Here is an 18,332-nt window from a genome sequence, read left to right as displayed (position 1 = left end):
ACTAAAGGTTTTAGTTGTTTTCGTTTATATCTTATATAACTAAAAGTTATATAGATCGTTGATATTAATTTTTTAAGGTTCATGTCATTCGCTTACCGCGTTGACTCTTATATAGTACCACGGTCATTTTCTTTTGTCAAGTTTTTTTTGAATTTTTTTATTTAATTCAGCTTTTCTCGCTTGCCATCTCCCGAATGACAATTAATATGATACACGCTTATTTTCCTTTTGTCAAATTTTTTATTAAAAAAATCGCCGATTTCTTTTAAACGGCGATTTTTACTTATTCTTCATCAGGATTGTAGTTAACTATAGCTACCATCTTTCCATCTTTATCTTTTATTTTTCTTATTTTTTTGTCGAAGTCTAATCTTTTCATCCATATATTTTTATCACATCCTAGACATTTTAGTTTTATGTCTGCTCCCATTCTTTGGATTTGCCATAAGTTTTCTCCGCACGGATGACCTTTCTTTAGGCTTACTATATCGTCTACTTTATATTTCTTCATTTTCTTCATACTCCACTAGGGCGCTTTTTATTTTTCTTTTTTCCATTTCATATTTTATCATCTCTCGGGCCTGTCTTCCTATTTGCCACTGCTCACCATCTTTTACTGTTGCAGTAATTCTAACCTTATAAGAGAAGGCTTCTAGTGAATTGATTTCAAAAATCTTAAATTTCTCTATAAACAGGCCTTTATTTTCTTCTTTGTTTGCTAGCTTCATACTGATATCACCGACCATGTCTTTTATTTCATCTAGAGGTGTGTCATAGGATACTGAAAATGTCGTATCAGCAATCATTTCTCCTCTGTTGAAGTTTTGGACGCTTGTTATTTGTGAGTTTGGTATTATATGAAGTGAACCGTTAAAATCTCTTACCTTTGTTACTCTAAAGTCTAAGTCTTCAACTTCTCCTTCTATACCTGCTACCTTTATCCATTCTCCAACTCTTATTTTATCATCTACTATGATGAGGATTCCTTTTATGAAATCTTCAATTATAGTTTGAGTTCCTAGAGCTAGCGCAACACCTCCAACTCCTGCTGTAGCTATTAGGGTTGAGGTATTTATTCCAAATACATCTAGTATCAAGGTTATTGCGATAAAAATTACCACTACTCTTATAACAGAATATATAGCACTAGAGATTGTGTTTACCTTGTTCTGGTTAAGAGATGATTTTTGCACAGCTTTTCCTTCTAGCAATTTATTAATCAATCTTTTTAGGATATTTAATATTAGTTTGCTAACAATAAGGATTATGGCTATGGCTACAAGAGTAAATATTATCTTGTTTTTCATCAAATCTCTTACAACTTGTGTATCTTCTATTTGATCAATCATTTATTATCCTTAATATTTCTTCCATTAATTTTTCATGAAAATCACTAGCTAAATGTATGCCGTCAATAAATCTTCCTTGGATCTTCCTTGCATCTATAATATAAAAATCCTTCCTATTAGATAAGTCTTCTTTGAAAATCTCATAGAGTAAGTCTATTTTGTCGTTAGTCATCCTATAGACAGGAAATATGCTTTCCTCTTCAACATAACTAGGGATTATCAGAATTTTTTTTGAAACATTCGACATATCTAGTATACTTTTTAGATTTTTATAGGCAAACTGAGCAGATATTCCATTCAAAAAGTCGTTCGTCCCACCAAACACCACTAATATATCTTCTCTTTCTTCCGCCTTAAATCTTCTGTATCTTTCTAGCATTTCCTCCGTTGTCGATCCATTAACACCTAGGTTTTTAACGAGAAAGCCCGCCTTCTCGAGAAAGCGGGTGTAGTTTTTATCTTCTACAAGATATCCCTGTGTGAATGAATCGCCTAAGCATATTATCTTTGTCATATCTTCTTTAAGGCAAGACCTGTCCTTGATGGGATGTAGATCTTGATACCGTCATAGTCTGTTCCAGAAAGCTTTTCTGTTTGGTAGGTGAATTCGTGACTTATCCTATCAAACCCTCCAAATCTTCCTTCGTCTGTATCCATAAGGACTTTAAATTCTCCTATATCGTGGATTGGTAATTGGAAGGATTCATAGGAGTTTTCTGGGTGGAAGTTAAAGATATATACTATATCCTTGTTTCTAAAGGATATGATTTTTCTATCATTATCTATCCACAATCTGTATGTTTCGCCCGCTAGTTGATCATTTTCCTTAGAAAATTCTATCATTGCATTGTCGAAATTATTTAGGAATTGATATTTTAAATCTTTGGAATCAGCCAAGGACCATTGACGTCTTGCATAATGGTAGGAATAGCCATTTCCTTCTCGCGGAAAGTCAATCCATTCAGGATGGCCGAATTCGTTACCCATAAAGTTAAGGTAGGCATCAGCTCCCATGGATATCGTAATCCATCTTATCATCTTGTGAAGAGCGATTGCCCTATCGATAATCATATTGTGGTCGTCTTTTCTCATATTCCAATACATTTCTTGGTCAGCTAGCCTAAATATTGTAGTTTTTGATCCTACTAGGGCCTGGTCGTGGCTTTCCACATAGGAAACTCTCTTCTCCTCTGGCCTGTGAGTTGATAGTTCATACCACATCTTGGATAGATCCCAATCTTCATCTCGTTTTTCTAGGGACTTCTCCCAAAAATCTGGCATGCCCATAGCAAGTCTATAGTCAAAGCCAATTCCACCATATTCTATCGGAAGACACATTCCTGGCATACCGCTCATATCTTCCGCTATTGTTATGGCGTCCTTTTTGATTTCTCTTATAAGTTCGTTGGCAAGCTGCAAGTAGTTTAGGGCTTCTATATCTGTATTCATGGAGAAGTATTTAGCATATGAGTCGAAGGCTTCTCCTCTTCCGTGGTCTTTGTAAATCATAGAAGTTACTCCATCAAACCTAAATCCATCAAAGTGGTATTCTTCTAGCCAATACTTTATATTTGATAGAAGAAAATGGCAGACTCCAGGTTTTTTGTAGTCGAATAACTTAGAGTCCCAATCAGGGTGGTTTCCTTCTTCTCCATCGTGGAAGAACTGGTAGATTGTTCCATCAAATTCATTGATGCCTTCAGCTGTGTTCTTTACAGAATGTGAGTGAACCAAGTCCATAATCACATTGATTCCTTCCTTGTGGCAAGCATTTATCAGTGATTTTAATTCATCATTTTCTCCATACCAAGAGCTTGGTGCAAAGAAGTTTGATACTTGATAGCCAAAAGATCCGTAATAAGGGTGCTCTGCTATGGCCATAAGTTGGATTGTGTTATACCCATCCTTTTTTATTCTCGGAAGGACATTTTTCTCAAATTCCTTATAGGAAGAAACTTTACCGTCTTCTCCAGCCATTCCTATATGAGCTTCATATATCAAAAGATCGTCTTTTTGGATTTTGAATTCTTCATCTTCCCATTTGAATTTCTTCCTAGGATTTTGGATAAGGGCCGCATAGTCTAACTCGTCGTTTCTCTCAACCCTTGTAGCATACAAAGGAATCCTATCTCTTATGGCCCCATTCGCATCTACCAAGACCTTGATTCTTGATTTGTGAGGGAGAGTCCTTATTCCTTTTATCTCTATCTCCCAATCTTCGTCATTTATTTTTGTGAGAGGATGGGAATGTCTGTCCCATCCGTTAAAGTCACCTATAAGGTAGAGCCCGTCTGCATTAGGAGCCCACTCCCTGTATATCCAGCCCGTTTTTGTCTTGTGAAAGCCGTAGTAGTTATGCGCATTGGCAAATTCCGTGAGTTTTTTTCCATCTCCTAGAAGTTTTTCTTTTTGCCTTTCGTAAGATTCCATCCTCAAATTAATGTCGTTTTCGTAATCTTTAAGCCAAGGATCTATATTCAATATTTCCCACTTTGCCATAGCATACTCCTTACTTTCTTTTCTATAATTATTTTTCTAATACTTTTGCTGTTATTTCTTTTGGTACTTCTTCGTATCTTACAAATTCCATTGAGAATGAACCACGTGCTGATGTTTGACTTCTTAGGTCAATTGCATAGGTTAGAACTTCAGCTAGTGGAGCTTCTGCAAGTATTACTTGACTTCCGTCTGCTTGTGGCTCCATACCGAGGATTCTTCCACGTCTCTTATTCATATCGCCCATTACATCACCCATGTTAGCATCTGGAACATTGATTTCAAGTTTCATCACAGGTTCTAGTAAGATAGGGTCTGCTTCTTCTATACCCTTTTTGAAGGCAATTTTTGCAGCAGTTTTAAAGGCTTGTTCGTTTGAATCTACTGGGTGGTAGGATCCATCATATAAGGTCGCCTTGATTCCAGTAACTTTATAGCCACCTAGTGGTCCTTCTGCTAAAGATTCTACTAGTCCTTTTTCTACTGCTGGGAAGTAGTTTTTAGGAACTGCTCCACCGAATACTTCTTCGTCAAATACGAAGTCTTCCTCTACTGGTTCAAATCTTATAAACACGTCTCCGTATTGGCCAGCACCACCGGATTGTTTCTTGTGTTTTCCTTGAACGTCTGATTTGGACTTGATAGTTTCCCTATAAGGGATCTTGTATTCTACAACTTCTGTGTTTACTGAGTAATTATCTTTTAGTTTATCCATCAACACTTCTAGTTGAACATTACCAAGTCCAGATAGGATAGATTGGCTTGTCTCTTGATTTCTTTCTTCCTTGAAGGTTGGATCTTCTTCGGCAAGTTTTTGTAAGGCTTCTGAAATCTTGTCCTCATCATTTTTGCTTAGGGCCTTGATAGCGAAGAATAAAACTGGTTGTGGATATTTGATTCTCTTATATTCTATTTTGTTTTCCTTTGTAGCTAAGCTGTCTCCAGTTGATGCAGAATCTACCTTAGAGAAGGCTCCTATATCCCCTGCTACTAGCTTATCTACCTTAATTTGTTCCTTACCTCTAAGGACAAAGAGATTCGCTACTTTCTCTTCGACATCCTTACTTACATTATATATCTTATCGTCCTTGTTTATAGTTCCTGATAAGACCTTAAAGATAGAGATCTTACCTACAAATGGGTCTGCTATTGTCTTAAATACTACAGCAGAGAAAGGTGCATCTGCCTTTGCTTCGAAAGCTTCATAGCCTTCTTTTACCCTGTAGCCAATGTTTGCTGCTTCATCGTCAATTGCTGGCATGTATTTTACTATACAATCTAGGAGGGAGGTTAGACCGATTTGTTTTTCGCTAGAGCCAGCTATAAGAGGAACTACATCTCCTTCGAGTATTGCTTTGGATAGACCCTTCATGAATTCTTCTTCTGAGAATTCTTCTCCCTCAAAGAATTTCTCCATGAGGCTATCATCTGATTCTGCAACAGCTTCTATAACTTGGTTGTATACTTCTTCAACCTCTGCCATTCTTATTTCAGGAATTTCTACTTCCTTTTTCTCGTCATTTTCATAAGTGTAGGCTTTTTTCTCGATTACATCGATTATTCCTTCGAAGTCTTCTCCTTCACCTAGCATTAAGGTTAGAGGAATAATCTTCTTGCCAAATTCTATGTGAAGATCTGAAACTACCTTGTTGAAGTTGGCGTTTTCTTTGTCTAGTTTATTTACAAAAATTATAGAAGGTAGGTTGATCTCTTGGGTGTATTTCCAGTATTTTTCTGTTCCTACTTCTATACCATTTTCTCCATCTATAACAAAAAGTGCAGATTCCGCTGCTCTTAGAGCCTGCAAAACTTCACCTTCAAAATCAAAAAATCCAGGAGAATCTATAAAATTAATCTTAAAATCATCATATTCGATTGGAATAATTGAAGTTTGAAGGGAAATATTTCTCTTTTTCTCTTGTGTTTCATAATCTGAAACAGTTGATCCTTCTTCAACCTTTCCTTTTTTATCGATCACACCAGTTTTAAATAATAGTGATTCTGTCAAAGAGGTCTTCCCTGCTTTGGAGTGACCGACTAAAGCTAAATTTCTGATTTTTGATGTGTCATAATTTTTCATATTTACTCCTTTGTGAAAACATTTATTCTCTTGTATAATAAAATGTTCTTTTTTAAATTTATACTATAATTATATAGCAAAACGAAAAATTTATCCACTAATTAGAAAATGTTTTCACAAAGTCAACGAAAAAAGCCCCAAATCAGGGGCTTAAAAGATTATTTTCTTTTTAGATAATCTAGTACAGTCAAGGACTTCCTTAGTTTATCGTCTGCTATATATTTATTTATAGCTCTTAGGGTTTTCTTGTTATCTCTAGTAGAGAAAATAAAATCTCCGTTGCTTTTGGTGTGAATGGCAAATCTCGTGATTTTCTTCTTAAAGATAACAGCTGCAGTCACAAGCCTAATTTCCTTCCGAGGTATTTGGATAAAATCGGCCTTGTTCCTGTCATTGTAATATTCAAAAGCCCTATCGCCAACCATGACCTTACCTTGGGAAGTAAGGCCATTTAGGTTGGTAGCAGGGATAGTTAAATCTACTTTGGTATTTTGCGATTGAACCATTACATAATTCCAAAGAATCTAGCGATGATTCCTATTACGAATAGGGCAACTATTATAGCAATTGGAGATACATCTTTCTTTAGAAGTTTACAGATTCCTAGGGTTAGTAGGAGTGGCACAAGACCTGGGATTAAGCTATCCAAATTATCTTGTAGGGTTGTTACCTTTACTGGGTCTAGGGCTGTGGCACCTATGTTGTGGTACTGGGTTAGGGCTTCTTTTATTCCTTCAGCTCCTGCTGGAAGAGATGCCCAGTCTATATATGAACCAGGTTGTTGGGTGATTTCTGATACATTTACTGTGAAGTTGATTGATACCCATCTTTGTACAAGAGCTCCTACTATAAACATACCGAGGATTGATGCCATAAGGGTAACTCTACCTAAAAGTCCTCCAGAAAGGTCCTTTGTTATTTCATTACCTGCCCTATATCCCATCTCTTGAGTCTTCCACTCGAATATATATCTGATTAGATTCCAAAATACAAAGAATATTATTGGACCTAGTGGGTTTCCTGAAAGGGCTAGGGATGCTCCAAGAGCTCCTAAGATTGGTCTTAGGGTAAACCAGAATACTGGATCTCCTACACCTGCAAGAGGTCCCATCATACCAACCTTCACACCGTTTATGGCAGCATCATCGATTGGAGTTCCATTTGCTCTTTCTTCTTCCATAGCAAGGGTTACTCCCATTACTGGACTTGATACATAAGGGTGGGTGTTGTAGAACTCAAGGTGTCTTTTTAGCGCTAATTTTTGATCTTCTTTGTCCTTATACAAAGCCTTGATGGCAGGAATCATTGAAAAGGCCCAACCACCATTTTGCATTCTCTCGTAGTTCCATGTTCCTTGGAGGAATTGGTGACGGTTGCAGACCTTTCTACGAACAGATTGATTTAGGACAATTCTTTCTTCATTATTTTTTATATTTTCAGTCATAATTGCTCCTTTTTAATAATCGTTTATGATATCGCCTAGAGGATCGCCTGATCCTTGTCCCCCTCCTTGGTTACTTGTTGCAAGATTTTTTAGTGTCATATATAAAATTGCAAGTACAACACCTATTACACCAAGACCGATTAGGGTGATTTGATCGATTGCAGCGAAAACAAAACCTAGGGCAAAGAATGGCCATGTTTCTTTGGTACTCATCATGTTGATAACCATGGCATAACCTACAGCAGCTACCATTCCACCACCAACTGCCATTCCTCCTGTTAGCCATTCTGGCATAGCATTTAGTGCATCTGTTACAACCTTTGGAGGGATAAAGCAAAGCACTAGGGCTGGTATTGCAATTCTAAGCCCTTGCATGCATACACCCATCCATGAAAGAACTTCAATCTTTCTAAAGTCAGCGTTTTCTGCTGCAGCATCCATTCCGTGAACCATTGGTATAGCAAGAGTTCTTGCTATCATTGTAAGGAATAGTCCTGCTACAGAAAGTGGGATTGCTAAGGTTATAGCAGTATTAATCGCACTAGTTACATTCTCGCTTCCTCCTTCTAGGGCAAGAACCATTATAATAGCACTAGCTACTGATGCGAGCGCTGCATCTGGGGCAACTGCTGCACCTACGTTTGCCCAACCGAGGGCTATTAATTGTAAAGAACCGCCCAAGATTATGCCTTCTTTTAGGTGACCTGTTACAAGCCCAATTAGGGTACAAGCAACAAGTGGTTGGTGAAATTGGAATTGGTCTAAGATTCCTTCACATCCTGCAAGAAAAGCTACAAGGACGATTAAAATAACATTAAGTATATTCATAATTTCTCCTATTAATTAATATTTAGTTCTCTTTTAGCTTTTTTCATCAAGTTGTCAAAATTTTCACTCTTGTCTGCTGGAACTTTTCTGACATCGATCTTTATTCCATATTCTAGGATTTTATCGAAGCATTTAACATCATCAGCATTCATAGAAACAGCATTTGTAAGGTTGATATCTCCTTGTTTGTAAGCCATTGATCCTAAGTTTACCTTATCTAGCTTTCCGCCTAGTTCTAAAAATTCTAGGACGTCTTGTGGTTTTTCAAACAATAATAAGGCACGGGTTGCTCCAAAACGTGGATCATCCATTATCTCCTTCATTTTCCATATAGGAATTACGTGAGCCTTAACTCCTGGAGGGGCTGCTTCCATTACCATGTTCTTTCTTAGTTCATCTTTGCTTACGCTATCACTTACAACTATAATTCTGTCAGGATTTATAGACTTGGTCCAGCTTGTAGCGACTTGTCCGTGGAGAAGTCTTGTGTCTATTCTTGCAAGTCCAATGTCAATCTTGCCATCTCCAAGAACTGTTCCTTCTGGGATAGATCCCTTAGGGATATTATCTTCCTTGACTTCTGCCTTTGCTTCCTCTACTGGATTAAGCTCTTCTGGCTTAATCTTAACTCCTTCTTTGGCAGATCCTACTATAGCCTTAGCTATGTCGTGAGATTTCTCTGCAGTAAACCTCTCGCTTAAAGCTTCTATGACCATAGGAAGGTTCATGCCAGCAACAATTGCCCATTTATCCTCATTTCCCTCAAATAAATTTGAGCTTTGGTTAAATGGTGTACCGCCCCAAAGATCAACCAAGAAAAGAATCTCTTCAGTATCTAGCTTTTCAATGGCTTTTTCGAGATTTGCTCTAAAATCATCGGGTCCCATTGAAGGTAGTAGGCATACTGATTCGAATTTTTCTTGCTCGCCAAAAATCATTTGAGCGGATTCTTTGATACCATCGGCAAAACCGCCGTGGCTTGCGAGTATTATTCCTACCATATGAACTCCTTTCTTTCTAATAATACATACGTACTATATCTATATTATAACACTTTGCTAAGGAATCTATAAATAATTTAATCATTTGGGAAATCTATAGCAGAAAACTTCCTAGCTTCTGTGAGAATCCAAGAAGTATCAAGGCTTATCTTAGAAAGCTCTCTTGCTTTTTCCATGTCCCTTTGGCTAATAATTTCTAGAAATTCTCTAAATTCATAGACCATCCTATGACAAGGCTCATTTACATTTACTTCCCTGAAAACATCCTTTCCTGATTCTTTAATCCTAAAGGATGAAAATGAATTGATAGAATCAGTTATTTCAATACTTCCCCTGTCTGTTTGAATTGTATTAACAAGACTTGCATCAGAGTCCTTGCTGCCTATAGCAACAGCCTTAAAGTTCCCGTAGTCTAGGTAAAGAATGCCTGATGTATCGATCCCCTTTTCCATATTAGGAAAATACTTGACAGCCTTTGGCCTTTCAAAAAGCATAGATAGGTAATCTACATTATAGAAATTGATATCCATAAGGGCTCCTCCATTCATCGACCTATCAAAAACCGGAGTAATCTCTCCTTCTTTGAACTTATCGTATCTAGAAGAATATTGGGAATAGTTAAATGAGACTATTTTTATCTCTCCTAGCTTCTTAAGCTCATCCCTAACAGCTAGGGCATTGGGAATAAATCTATGGCTTGCTGCCTCAAGAACTATTAGGTCTTTGGCAAAGGCCCTGTCAAAAATATCCTCACTCTCTCTTAAGTTTCCGCAAAAAGGCTTCTCGCATATAATATCCTTGCCCTTAGCTATGGCTTTATCCATAGCTTCATAGTGGAGATAGTTTGGAAGAGCTACATAGACTGTGTCTATATCAGGATCAGCCAAAAGATCGTCTATACCTATATAGTATTTTCCTATATTAAATTCTTCTACTAATTCTTCTAACTTTCCCTCATTGCGGGCTGCTATGGCCACCAGCTCTATATTTTCCACTTGTTCCAAAACTGGCAAAATTTCTTTTACAATCTTACCAGATCCTAGTATTCCTAATTTCATCATTGCCTCATTTCTTAATTTATTTTCAACTCTGAATCTTTAAAGTCTTTCCCCAATAGGGACCTTTTTTCCATAAGCTTTATAAAGTACTTTGAAGATATAAGGCTTATTATATAAATCAAAATAGAAACTCCCAGGGTTGGCCAAAAGGCTTGTTGGGTAAATTTTGAATCTGGCACAAAATTTATGACCACAAAATAGGAAGTCCATATTTGAAAAAAGCTATTTAAAGGCACTGTTAGGTAGATATCCCTATAGGACTTATAAGATCTTATAAGAATAAAGCTTAGGATGTCTGCTAAAAATGCACTAGCCCAAATTGCTATTACTCCAAAAATTGTAAATTTGAGTACGAAAAATCCAAATATAAAGGAAACTAGGGAAATAATTCCCATTCTCTTTGTCCTAAGGATTAGGGCTGTAAAAATAAAGCTATAAGCTGGTGCCATGGCCAAAAGTCTTCCTCCTGGTATGGGCAGGGCCCTGCCTACAAAGTACAAGATAGTACCTAAAATAACCATCAGGGCTACTGATATGGCCATAAGGGTTAACTCTTTGGTTTTAATTTTTTTCATCTTCCCTCCTTAATTAGTCTCTATAAGAACTTTACCCGTTATCGATAAATTTTTATTGAAGTATAGTTAAAAAAACGGAGGAATTATGACTTACAATTTATTAAAAAAAGAAAAATTTGAAAACTTAGGCCTGACTGTTTTTCTCTATGAACATGAAAAGACTAAGGCCAATGTTATATATGTAAAAACTAATGACGAAAACAAGACTTTTGCCATAAGCTTTAAGACCCCACCGACTGATTCTAAGGGCAAGGCTCATATTATGGAACACTCTGTCCTTAATGGATCAAAGAAATATAGGACCAAGGATCCCTTTATGGATATGGCTTCATCAAGCCTTCAAACTTTCCTAAATGCCATGACCTATCCTGACAAGACTGTCTATCCTGTATCAAGCGAAAACGACAAGGACTTCTCTAACCTAGTCGATGTGTATTTGGACGCAGTCTTTAATCCCCTAGCCATAGAGAAAAAGGAAATTCTAGATCAAGAAGGCTGGCACTATGAAATGGAAGATGGAAAGATCACCGGCATATCCGGCGTTGTCTATAACGAGATGAAGGGAGCCTTGTCTGATCCTGAAAGCCTAATCTATAACGATATAAATTCGCTTTTGTACAAGGATAGCCCTTACGAGTATGAATCTGGAGGAAATCCTAGAGAAATCGGTGATTTGACCTACGATGAGTTTGTTGATTTTTATAAAACCCACTACCACCCATCGAATTCACTAATTTATTTCTACGGAAATATGGATATCGACCCACTTCTTACTCGCTTGGACGAAGAATATCTAAGTAAGTACGACTACAAGGACTTTGATAAAGAGATAGAAGTTAAGGAAAATTACTATCCTGAAATAATCGAAGGCAATTATCCAGCAAGCAAAATCGAGGAGGACTCCGACTATCTCTCCTATGCTTTTCTTGCAAGCTCTGCCCTTGATAGCAAAGACTACCTAACACTTTCTATCCTTGTAAATACCATCTTTAATATGGATTCATCAAAGATTAGAAATGAAATTAATGACAAACTTGCTCCAGAATATTTCTACGCAAGACCAGGCTATGGCAATAGGTCTTCTGTCCTAATCCAAGCCCAAAAGACTGATGGAAGTAAGGCCAGAGACTTTATAGAAATAATAGAAAAGGGCTTAGAAGAAGCAAGCAAGAATCTTTCTATAGAAAGTCTTAAGTCTGCCTTCTCTATCTTTGATTTTGCCCAAAGAGAGAGCCTAAATGACACTAGTCGAGGACTTTCCTATATACTCATGACAAATCTTGATGCTGATCCTTTCTCTGTATATAGGCTAGTCGATACTTTGGATGAACTAAGAAGCCTAATTGGGACTGGTTATTATGAGGAATTTATTAAGAAGTACTTCCTTAATAACAAGACCAAGCTCGTCCATATAGCAAGGGCCGATGAAGATTATAGGAAAAAGCAAGATAAGGAATTTAATGAAAAAATCGAAAAGTTAAACGAGGAAATGACTCATGACACTCTTAAAAAAATCGAAGATGACCTAAAAGCCCTTAAAGATTATCAAAATAGGGAAAATACCCCAGAAGAAAAAGCGACAATACCAAGACTTAAGCTCAGCGATGTACCTACGACTCTTCCGAAAATCCCTAGAGAAGTCCATGAAGATAAATTCAAATTCGTCTACCATGAACTTGAAACAAGCGGTCTGATCTATGCTGATCTTTACTTTAATATAGACCATCTAAGTCTAGAAGAAATGCAAAATCTTCAATTAATTGGCGAACTCTTAGGATCAATTGATACGAAAAATATTTCCTACAAAGATATAGATGATGTGATCTGGCAATATCTAACAGGGCTAAACTTTACTATAGCAAGCATTAGGATAAATGATAACAAAATCGAAAACAACTTTAAAGTAAGCTTTAAGACTACTAGGGAAAATATCCAAAAAGCTGTCGAGATAGTGAAGGACTTTTTGACAAATACACTCTTTGATGACCAAAAAAGAATCCTTGAGCTTCTTAGGGTGAGAAAGTCAGTCTTTGAATCAGGCATGTATGATTCAGGCCATCTCATAGCCATAAATAGGAATAATTCTCACATCGATAAGCTATCCTATATCAAGGAAAAACTTTCTGGAATCGACTACTATCTTTTCATAAAAGATACTATCAAAAAAGCAAGCGATGACTTTGAATCTTTCAAAAGTAATCTTGAGAAGCTCTACAGTAAAGTTTTATCTTGTGATTTGACCTTAAATATAACAGGATATAGGAAGGATTTTGAAAGCTTAAAGGAGACGATATTAGAAGAATTTGCCTTCCTCGAGGAAAATTTTGATAAAAAAACTATAACTTTCAAGAAAAATCCAATAAAAGAAGCCATCTTATCTGATGCAAGTGTAAATTACATTTCCAAATCAGCAGACCTTAAGAATTTAGGTCTTTCCTATAAGGGAAGCCTATCTCTTGCAAGTTCAATAATATCAAATCCTTATCTCTACGAGTTAATCAGGGCCAAGGGAGGAGCCTATGGAGCAGGAATGCTTATAGACAGGGCAGCACTTTTTGCAACTTACTCCTACAGGGACCCTAATATAGAAAAAACTCTAGCAAGCTATGATAAGATTTCTGACATAGCAAAAAATCTCGATATGGACGAAAAGGACTTCGCAAACCAGCAAATATCAACCATGGGAAAGTTCTTAAGACCAAAGTCCCCTTCCCAAAAGGCAGATAGTGATTTTGTTAATTACAAAAAGGAAAATCCGAAAGATGAAGAGGAAATCCTAAGAGAGATCAAGGAAGCTAAATTATCTGATATAAGTGCCTTGGCGGATGTTTTGGATAAGGCCCTCGCCTACAATAATATCCTTGTTTTCGGAAATAGAGAAAAGATTCTTGAGAAAAAAGACTCCTTCGATAAGATAATAGATCTTTCTGATTAAGATAATTAATTTATATTATAATATATTTAAATTTGTTTTATAATATCTTGATTTGTAGTATGATGTAATTAAGAAAACAAAAGGAAGAATTATGTCAGATAAAAACAAAAAACACAAAAAATCTTTTTATGACTACGCAGAAGATATAGAAAGCTTCGACTTCGACGACATTCCTTTCGCAGAAATTGGCGTAAAGATCAAAAATTCAGTCAACGGAGCCATAAAAGCTTTCTCATCTTCTAGTAAGAAAAACCTACCCGCAACGAGAAATCCAAAAGTCTGTGAGCAAAAGCCACCCCAGGCAGGATTAAGTATTCTCGCTAAAATAGCTTCAGTTATTTTAGCCCCTATCTTTTTAGCAATGACCATAGGTTCTTACACAGAAATACATTATGGTGGCGGATTTACTATGCTATTTGCATCCCTTATATCCCTAGTCCTTACTATATCAGTTCCCTATGCGCTTTGGAAGTTAGGAAATAGATATAAAAGACTATCCAACAACTACGTAAGATATCTAAGAGAGCTTGGAGATAATACAGTAATCTCTATAAGAGATCTAGCAAGTGGAGTTGCCCAAAGCGAGGAAGAAACTACCAAGGACCTCCTTTATATGATGAGGAAAAATTACTTCAAGCAAGCAAGAATTGTAGAAGATGGGAAAATATTTATCCTAGATATTCCAACCTTCAAGCTCTACAAGGAAAAGCTCGACCAGATACCTTCTTACAGGAAAAACCTCACTGACGATGTAGAAATAGACGGAGAAAACCTATCAGTAGAGGACCTAAATAAGGAAAGATCCCAAGAGATCATTGCCGAGTCAATCACATCTCTTGATAAGTTAAGCGAGAAAAGAGACGAGATAGAAAGTCCTAGCTTCAAAGAGTCTTTAGGAAAATTAATAGATAATTCTACAGATATCCTAAAAATCATAGAAAAATATCCAGATAAGGCAACAGGCCTTGGCAAGTTCTCAACCTATTACTTGCCAACAAGCCTTAAGCTTGCCACTTCCTACAAGGAATTTGAAATGGTAAATTCTAGGGATTCTAGGATAGTAAAATCTATGGGAGAAATCGAAGAATCAATCAAAACCATAGCCGAAGCCTTCGATAAAATGAAAATCGACCTCCTAGACGATAGGGCTATGGACGTAAAGACAGAAATCGACACAATTAACCTCTTGCTCAAACAAGAGGGACTAGCAGAAGATGATTGGAGTTAATATGAGTGATATAGAACTAAGACTAGATGGGGTATCAGAAGATGATAAGCTCGATACAATCGGCGAAAAAGAAATTGACCTAGTAGAAAACAAAATCACATTTTCCCCTGACGAAGAAAAGATGATCGATGAGTTTTCCAAAAAAATCGACCTAGAAGATACAAATATCATCCTTCAATACGGATCTGGTGCCCAAAAGAAGATATCAAACTTCTCAGAAAAGACCCTGGATACCGTAAGAAACAAGGACCTTGGAGAAATCGGAACTCTCCTAGATAAGTTGGTTGTAGACATTAAGTCAATGGATGCGGAAGAGACCTCAGGTCCTTTGGGATTTTTCAAAAAACAGGTAAACAAGATAGATGCCCTCAAGTCCAAATACCAATCGGCGGAAAAAAACATAGGAGACATAAGTAAAATCCTAGAAAATCATCAAATAACCTTGATGAAGGACATCTCCATGCTCGATCAGATGTATGAGCTAAATGAAGACTATTACAAGGAGATCTCCATGTATATAGAGGCTGGTAATAGAAAGCTGATGGCAACTTACAACGAGGATATACCTGCCCTTGAATCCAAGGCCCGTGAATCTAACCTCCCTCTGGATGCCCAGAAGGTAAACGACCTAAAGGCTCAGGCCAACCGCTTTGAGAAAAAGCTCCATGATTTGGACCTTACGAGAATGGTCTCAATCCAAATGGCCCCACAAATCAGAATGGTCCAATCATCAAACTCAATTATGGCAGAAAAAATTCAAACAACCATAGTAAACACAATTCCTTTATGGAAGAACCAAATGGTATTAGCCCTAGGCATGAATCACACCGACCAGGCTATAAAAACCCAAAAGAGAGTAACAGACCTAACCAATGATCTCTTAAGGAAAAACGCAGATACCTTAAAACAAAACACAATCGAGACAGCCAAGGCCACAGAACGTGGTATAATCGACCTAGATACAATAAAGCATACCAACGAAGCTTTAATTTCAACTATAGAAGAAGTTAGAAATATCCAAATCGAGGGTAAGAAGAATAGAGAGCTTGCCAAAGCCGAAATCAAAATCTTAGAAGAAGAACTAAAAAGAAATCTTAATAAATAAGGAGAAAGAATGACTGAACAATTAGAATTTAAATTCGACTGCCAAATGTTAATAGCAGGCGAAAACCTTGACGAAGACGAAATATTTGACTATATTACAGAAAACTTAGAAGGAGACAGCCTCCTAGCTGTGGGAGATGAAGATTTAATAAAAATCCACTTCCACTCCAATAAACCATGGGAAGTCTTGGAATATGCAGCAAGTCTTGGAGAAATCCACGACATAGTAGTAGAAAATATGCAAAGACAAGCCGAAGGCCTTCAAGGCTAAATTAACATTTAAAATGGTGATAAGTAAGATGTCTGCTTATCACCATTTTTTACGATATTTTATAAGTTAATTAAACTTCTTTATTATCAAAAATCTTAAAAGAAACAAGTAAAGACACTAGATTTAATAAGATTATAAAAATAACAATTGCAAAAGCTAAGGTATTTTCGCTGAAAGATAGATTCCCAAGCAAAAATCTTCCCAGATTTTCTTTATTTTTTCCTACTAGTATAAATATAGCAAATCCCAAAAGATATGAAATAGAAGTTAATTGCTTTGTTCTGTTTGCTCCTAATTTGTACATCAAAGGTATTTCAATTAAGGAAATAAATTCAGATGCAACTATTAAGATAGATATAAATAAGACCAAGCCCAAGTTTTCAATTTTCACTTTCAAGAAAAATATTAATGCCAGACTAATAAGAAGAGATACTAAAGTTATAAGCCAAAGAAAAACATATCTTGATATGACGATTTTTCTTCTTGAAAATCCACTTGCTATTAAGTACCTATCTACCAAGTAGTTATTGTCTATTTCAAATAAAGCACTTATAAGTCTTATGGGAATTATTACAAAGTACATGAGAAGTATAGAAAATCTATCCATTTTTATGAAATATATTCCTAATACTGTTGTCAGTAAATATAAGAAAATTAATATCTTCTTTACTCCTAAGAAATCTTTATATATCAAGGCTCTCATTGTATTTCTCCTTTATCATAAAAACCATAATATCTTCTATACTAGCTTTATCCATATCAAGTCCCTCTGGGACCAAATTTTTTTCTACAAGGCATTCTATTCCAAAAGAATGCTTTCTTACTCCTACAATAGCTTTCTTATCTAGGCTTTCAAATTCATCTTTACTTAGAGTTGCAATGCCATATTTTTCTTTTAAGTCTTCTTTTTCTTCCAGAAAAATTAATTCTCCTTTATGGATAAAAGCAATATCGTCAGCTATTTTTTCGAGATCAGATAATATATGAGAAGAAATAAGTATACTTTTATTCTCATCTTGAATAAAATCAAGAAGAAGGTCTAGTATATCGTCTCTTGCTATAGGATCAAGTCCACTTGTTGCTTCATCCAAAATAAGTAAATCTGCCTTATGACTTAGGGCTAGGATAAGAGATGTTTTCATCTGCATCCCTCTAGAAAATAATTTTAGGTGTTTATCTCTTGGTAAATCGAATTTTTCCACTAAATTCCAAAACATATTGGATTCCCACAAGCTTCCAAAAAATAAACTATGGAACTTTTCCACTTGCCTTAAATTCATATCTTGGGGTAAATATAAATCATCAAAAACAAAGGCTATCTTTTTTCTTTCATTTTCTGTCAAATCCTTTTTCTTTTTCCTAAAGATGTAGATTTCTCCTTCTTTTTCTTCAATATTAGATAGAATGATCCTAATACTAGTAGATTTGCCAGCTCCATTTTCACCTATTAAACCTAAAATGGAACCCCTTTTTATATCAAGGTCCAAGGGACCAAGATGAAAGTTATCGAATTGTTTTTTGACCTGTCTAAGATTTAATATATCATTCATATTCTTCCTCCATTAGATCCAGTAAATCATGAAGTTCATCCCTGCTAAAACCTATAAGCTTTGATAAATCGATAGCTTCTTTTAGTTTTTCTTCGATTTGTAAGGTATATTTTTCTCTAATAAACTGGGGATTAATATCCTTTACGAAATTTCCCTTGCCAGGAACTGAATCTATCAATCCATCCTTAATTAACTCATCATAGGCTCTTTTAGTAGTAGCAACACTTACTCTAAGTTCTTTTGCAAGAAACCTAATAGAAGGCAAGGCTTTATTCTTGTCAACTTCATCATTTAAAATCGCATCTTGTATTTGTTTTTTTATCTGTAAATATATTGGATCATCACTCGAGTATTTAATCTTGATATTCACTTCTTCCTCCTACTGTATATATTGTACATTAACAGTTAAACTT

The 18,332-nt window shown here is 36.1% G+C and carries 18 protein-coding genes; 4 read left to right on the top strand and 14 right to left on the bottom strand.

Annotated elements, in window-relative coordinates; genetic code table 11:
* Nucleotides 1-283 precede the first annotated feature (283 nt).
* The 11 genes from MRZ08_RS01050 to MRZ08_RS01000 all read right to left on the bottom strand — a co-directional run bounded on the left by MRZ08_RS01050 (nt 284) and on the right by MRZ08_RS01000 (nt 10,831).
* Complete coding sequence (locus tag MRZ08_RS01050; protein ID WP_105301243.1) at nt 284-511, bottom strand: DUF951 domain-containing protein; 228 nt, start codon at nt 509-511, stop codon at nt 284-286.
* Nucleotides 498-1,349: a mechanosensitive ion channel family protein gene (locus MRZ08_RS01045; protein WP_297378258.1), complete on the bottom strand. Its 852-nt coding sequence runs from the start codon at nt 1,347-1,349 to the stop codon at nt 498-500. Before MRZ08_RS01045 ends, MRZ08_RS01050 begins: the two co-directional genes overlap by 14 nt.
* Entirely contained in the window at nt 1,342-1,863 is a 522-nt protein-coding gene (locus MRZ08_RS01040) for an SGNH/GDSL hydrolase family protein (protein WP_297378256.1), read from the bottom strand. Before MRZ08_RS01040 ends, MRZ08_RS01045 begins: the two co-directional genes overlap by 8 nt.
* Nucleotides 1,860-3,848, bottom strand: a complete 1,989-nt coding sequence (locus MRZ08_RS01035) for an alpha-amylase family glycosyl hydrolase (protein WP_297378253.1) — start codon at nt 3,846-3,848, stop codon at nt 1,860-1,862. The genes MRZ08_RS01040 and MRZ08_RS01035 overlap by 4 nt, the downstream gene beginning before the upstream one ends.
* 28 nt (nt 3,849-3,876) lie before the next feature.
* Nucleotides 3,877-5,925 (bottom strand): elongation factor G, encoded by a 2,049-nt coding sequence (gene fusA / locus MRZ08_RS01030; protein WP_297378250.1) that lies wholly within the window; start codon nt 5,923-5,925, stop codon nt 3,877-3,879.
* A gap of 158 nt (nt 5,926-6,083) precedes the next feature.
* Nucleotides 6,084-6,431, bottom strand: coding sequence for a DUF956 family protein (locus tag MRZ08_RS01025; RefSeq protein WP_297378248.1), 348 nt, complete (start codon nt 6,429-6,431; stop codon nt 6,084-6,086).
* Nucleotides 6,431-7,369: a PTS system mannose/fructose/sorbose family transporter subunit IID gene (locus tag MRZ08_RS01020; protein ID WP_297378243.1), complete on the bottom strand. Its 939-nt coding sequence runs from the start codon at nt 7,367-7,369 to the stop codon at nt 6,431-6,433. The genes MRZ08_RS01025 and MRZ08_RS01020 overlap by 1 nt, the downstream gene beginning before the upstream one ends.
* 12 nt (nt 7,370-7,381) lie before the next feature.
* On the bottom strand, nt 7,382-8,197 hold the full coding sequence (locus tag MRZ08_RS01015) for a PTS mannose/fructose/sorbose transporter subunit IIC (RefSeq protein ID WP_297378240.1): 816 nt from the start codon (nt 8,195-8,197) through the stop codon (nt 7,382-7,384).
* Nucleotides 8,198-8,208: 11 nt separating this feature from the next.
* Entirely contained in the window at nt 8,209-9,198 is a 990-nt protein-coding gene (locus MRZ08_RS01010; RefSeq protein WP_297378238.1) for a PTS sugar transporter subunit IIB, read from the bottom strand.
* A gap of 77 nt (nt 9,199-9,275) precedes the next feature.
* Complete coding sequence (locus MRZ08_RS01005; RefSeq protein WP_297378235.1) at nt 9,276-10,256, bottom strand: Gfo/Idh/MocA family oxidoreductase; 981 nt, start codon at nt 10,254-10,256, stop codon at nt 9,276-9,278.
* 14 nt (nt 10,257-10,270) lie between these two features.
* The gene (locus tag MRZ08_RS01000) at nt 10,271-10,831 is read right to left on the bottom strand and encodes a hypothetical protein (protein WP_297378232.1); all 561 of its coding nucleotides are present in this window, start codon (nt 10,829-10,831) and stop codon (nt 10,271-10,273) included.
* Between the two features lie 85 nt (nt 10,832-10,916).
* On the opposite strand from MRZ08_RS01000, the gene MRZ08_RS00995 reads away from it, so the two are divergent.
* From MRZ08_RS00995 to MRZ08_RS00980, 4 genes are all read left to right on the top strand, one after another.
* Nucleotides 10,917-13,766 (top strand): insulinase family protein, encoded by a 2,850-nt coding sequence (locus MRZ08_RS00995; RefSeq protein WP_297378230.1) that lies wholly within the window; start codon nt 10,917-10,919, stop codon nt 13,764-13,766.
* Between the two features lie 91 nt (nt 13,767-13,857).
* Complete coding sequence (locus MRZ08_RS00990) at nt 13,858-14,994, top strand: 5-bromo-4-chloroindolyl phosphate hydrolysis family protein (protein WP_297378227.1); 1,137 nt, start codon at nt 13,858-13,860, stop codon at nt 14,992-14,994.
* A gap of 1 nt (nt 14,995) precedes the next feature.
* Nucleotides 14,996-16,099 carry a toxic anion resistance protein gene (locus MRZ08_RS00985; protein ID WP_297378224.1) on the top strand — a complete coding sequence of 368 codons (1,104 nt, stop codon included), beginning with the start codon at nt 14,996-14,998 and terminating at the stop codon, nt 16,097-16,099.
* A 9-nt stretch (nt 16,100-16,108) separates the two neighbouring features.
* Nucleotides 16,109-16,369: a hypothetical protein gene (locus MRZ08_RS00980; protein WP_015777160.1), complete on the top strand. Its 261-nt coding sequence runs from the start codon at nt 16,109-16,111 to the stop codon at nt 16,367-16,369.
* Nucleotides 16,370-16,439: 70 nt separating this feature from the next.
* Here MRZ08_RS00980 and MRZ08_RS00975 read toward each other — a convergent pair whose 3' ends face one another.
* From MRZ08_RS00975 to MRZ08_RS00965, 3 genes are read right to left on the bottom strand one after another with little or no spacing between them, the layout of a single operon-like run.
* Nucleotides 16,440-17,072: an ABC-2 transporter permease gene (locus MRZ08_RS00975; protein ID WP_297378216.1), complete on the bottom strand. Its 633-nt coding sequence runs from the start codon at nt 17,070-17,072 to the stop codon at nt 16,440-16,442.
* Nucleotides 17,053-17,919, bottom strand: a complete 867-nt coding sequence (locus tag MRZ08_RS00970) for an ABC transporter ATP-binding protein (protein ID WP_297378213.1) — start codon at nt 17,917-17,919, stop codon at nt 17,053-17,055. The genes MRZ08_RS00975 and MRZ08_RS00970 overlap by 20 nt, the downstream gene beginning before the upstream one ends.
* Nucleotides 17,912-18,289 (bottom strand): GntR family transcriptional regulator, encoded by a 378-nt coding sequence (locus tag MRZ08_RS00965; protein WP_297378210.1) that lies wholly within the window; start codon nt 18,287-18,289, stop codon nt 17,912-17,914. Before MRZ08_RS00965 ends, MRZ08_RS00970 begins: the two co-directional genes overlap by 8 nt.
* Nucleotides 18,290-18,332 lie beyond the last annotated feature (43 nt).

This window comes from Anaerococcus sp., assembly GCF_022770135.1.
Taxonomy (GTDB): domain Bacteria; phylum Bacillota; class Clostridia; order Tissierellales; family Peptoniphilaceae; genus Anaerococcus.
This window is presented reverse-complemented; position numbering and strand designations above follow the sequence as displayed.

What these genes read in the sequence shown, in the direction of transcription:
- MRZ08_RS00975 (WP_297378216.1), bottom strand. Translation starts at nt 17,072, where the DNA reads ATGAGAGCCTTGATATATAAAGATTTCTTAGGAGTAAAGAAGATATTA.
- MRZ08_RS01015 (WP_297378240.1), bottom strand. Translation starts at nt 8,197, where the DNA reads ATGAATATACTTAATGTTATTTTAATCGTCCTTGTAGCTTTTCTTGCA.
- fusA (WP_297378250.1), bottom strand. Translation starts at nt 5,925, where the DNA reads ATGAAAAATTATGACACATCAAAAATCAGAAATTTAGCTTTAGTCGGT.
- MRZ08_RS01035 (WP_297378253.1), bottom strand. Translation starts at nt 3,848, where the DNA reads ATGGCAAAGTGGGAAATATTGAATATAGATCCTTGGCTTAAAGATTAC.
- MRZ08_RS01005 (WP_297378235.1), bottom strand. Translation starts at nt 10,256, where the DNA reads ATGAAATTAGGAATACTAGGATCTGGTAAGATTGTAAAAGAAATTTTG.
- MRZ08_RS00970 (WP_297378213.1), bottom strand. Translation starts at nt 17,919, where the DNA reads ATGAATGATATATTAAATCTTAGACAGGTCAAAAAACAATTCGATAAC.
- MRZ08_RS01050 (WP_105301243.1), bottom strand. Translation starts at nt 511, where the DNA reads ATGAAGAAATATAAAGTAGACGATATAGTAAGCCTAAAGAAAGGTCAT.
- MRZ08_RS00980 (WP_015777160.1), top strand. Translation starts at nt 16,109, where the DNA reads ATGACTGAACAATTAGAATTTAAATTCGACTGCCAAATGTTAATAGCA.
- MRZ08_RS01010 (WP_297378238.1), bottom strand. Translation starts at nt 9,198, where the DNA reads ATGGTAGGAATAATACTCGCAAGCCACGGCGGTTTTGCCGATGGTATC.
- MRZ08_RS01040 (WP_297378256.1), bottom strand. Translation starts at nt 1,863, where the DNA reads ATGACAAAGATAATATGCTTAGGCGATTCATTCACACAGGGATATCTT.
- MRZ08_RS00995 (WP_297378230.1), top strand. Translation starts at nt 10,917, where the DNA reads ATGACTTACAATTTATTAAAAAAAGAAAAATTTGAAAACTTAGGCCTG.
- MRZ08_RS01000 (WP_297378232.1), bottom strand. Translation starts at nt 10,831, where the DNA reads ATGAAAAAAATTAAAACCAAAGAGTTAACCCTTATGGCCATATCAGTA.
- MRZ08_RS00985 (WP_297378224.1), top strand. Translation starts at nt 14,996, where the DNA reads ATGAGTGATATAGAACTAAGACTAGATGGGGTATCAGAAGATGATAAG.
- MRZ08_RS01045 (WP_297378258.1), bottom strand. Translation starts at nt 1,349, where the DNA reads ATGATTGATCAAATAGAAGATACACAAGTTGTAAGAGATTTGATGAAA.
- MRZ08_RS01020 (WP_297378243.1), bottom strand. Translation starts at nt 7,369, where the DNA reads ATGACTGAAAATATAAAAAATAATGAAGAAAGAATTGTCCTAAATCAA.
- MRZ08_RS00990 (WP_297378227.1), top strand. Translation starts at nt 13,858, where the DNA reads ATGTCAGATAAAAACAAAAAACACAAAAAATCTTTTTATGACTACGCA.
- MRZ08_RS01025 (WP_297378248.1), bottom strand. Translation starts at nt 6,431, where the DNA reads ATGGTTCAATCGCAAAATACCAAAGTAGATTTAACTATCCCTGCTACC.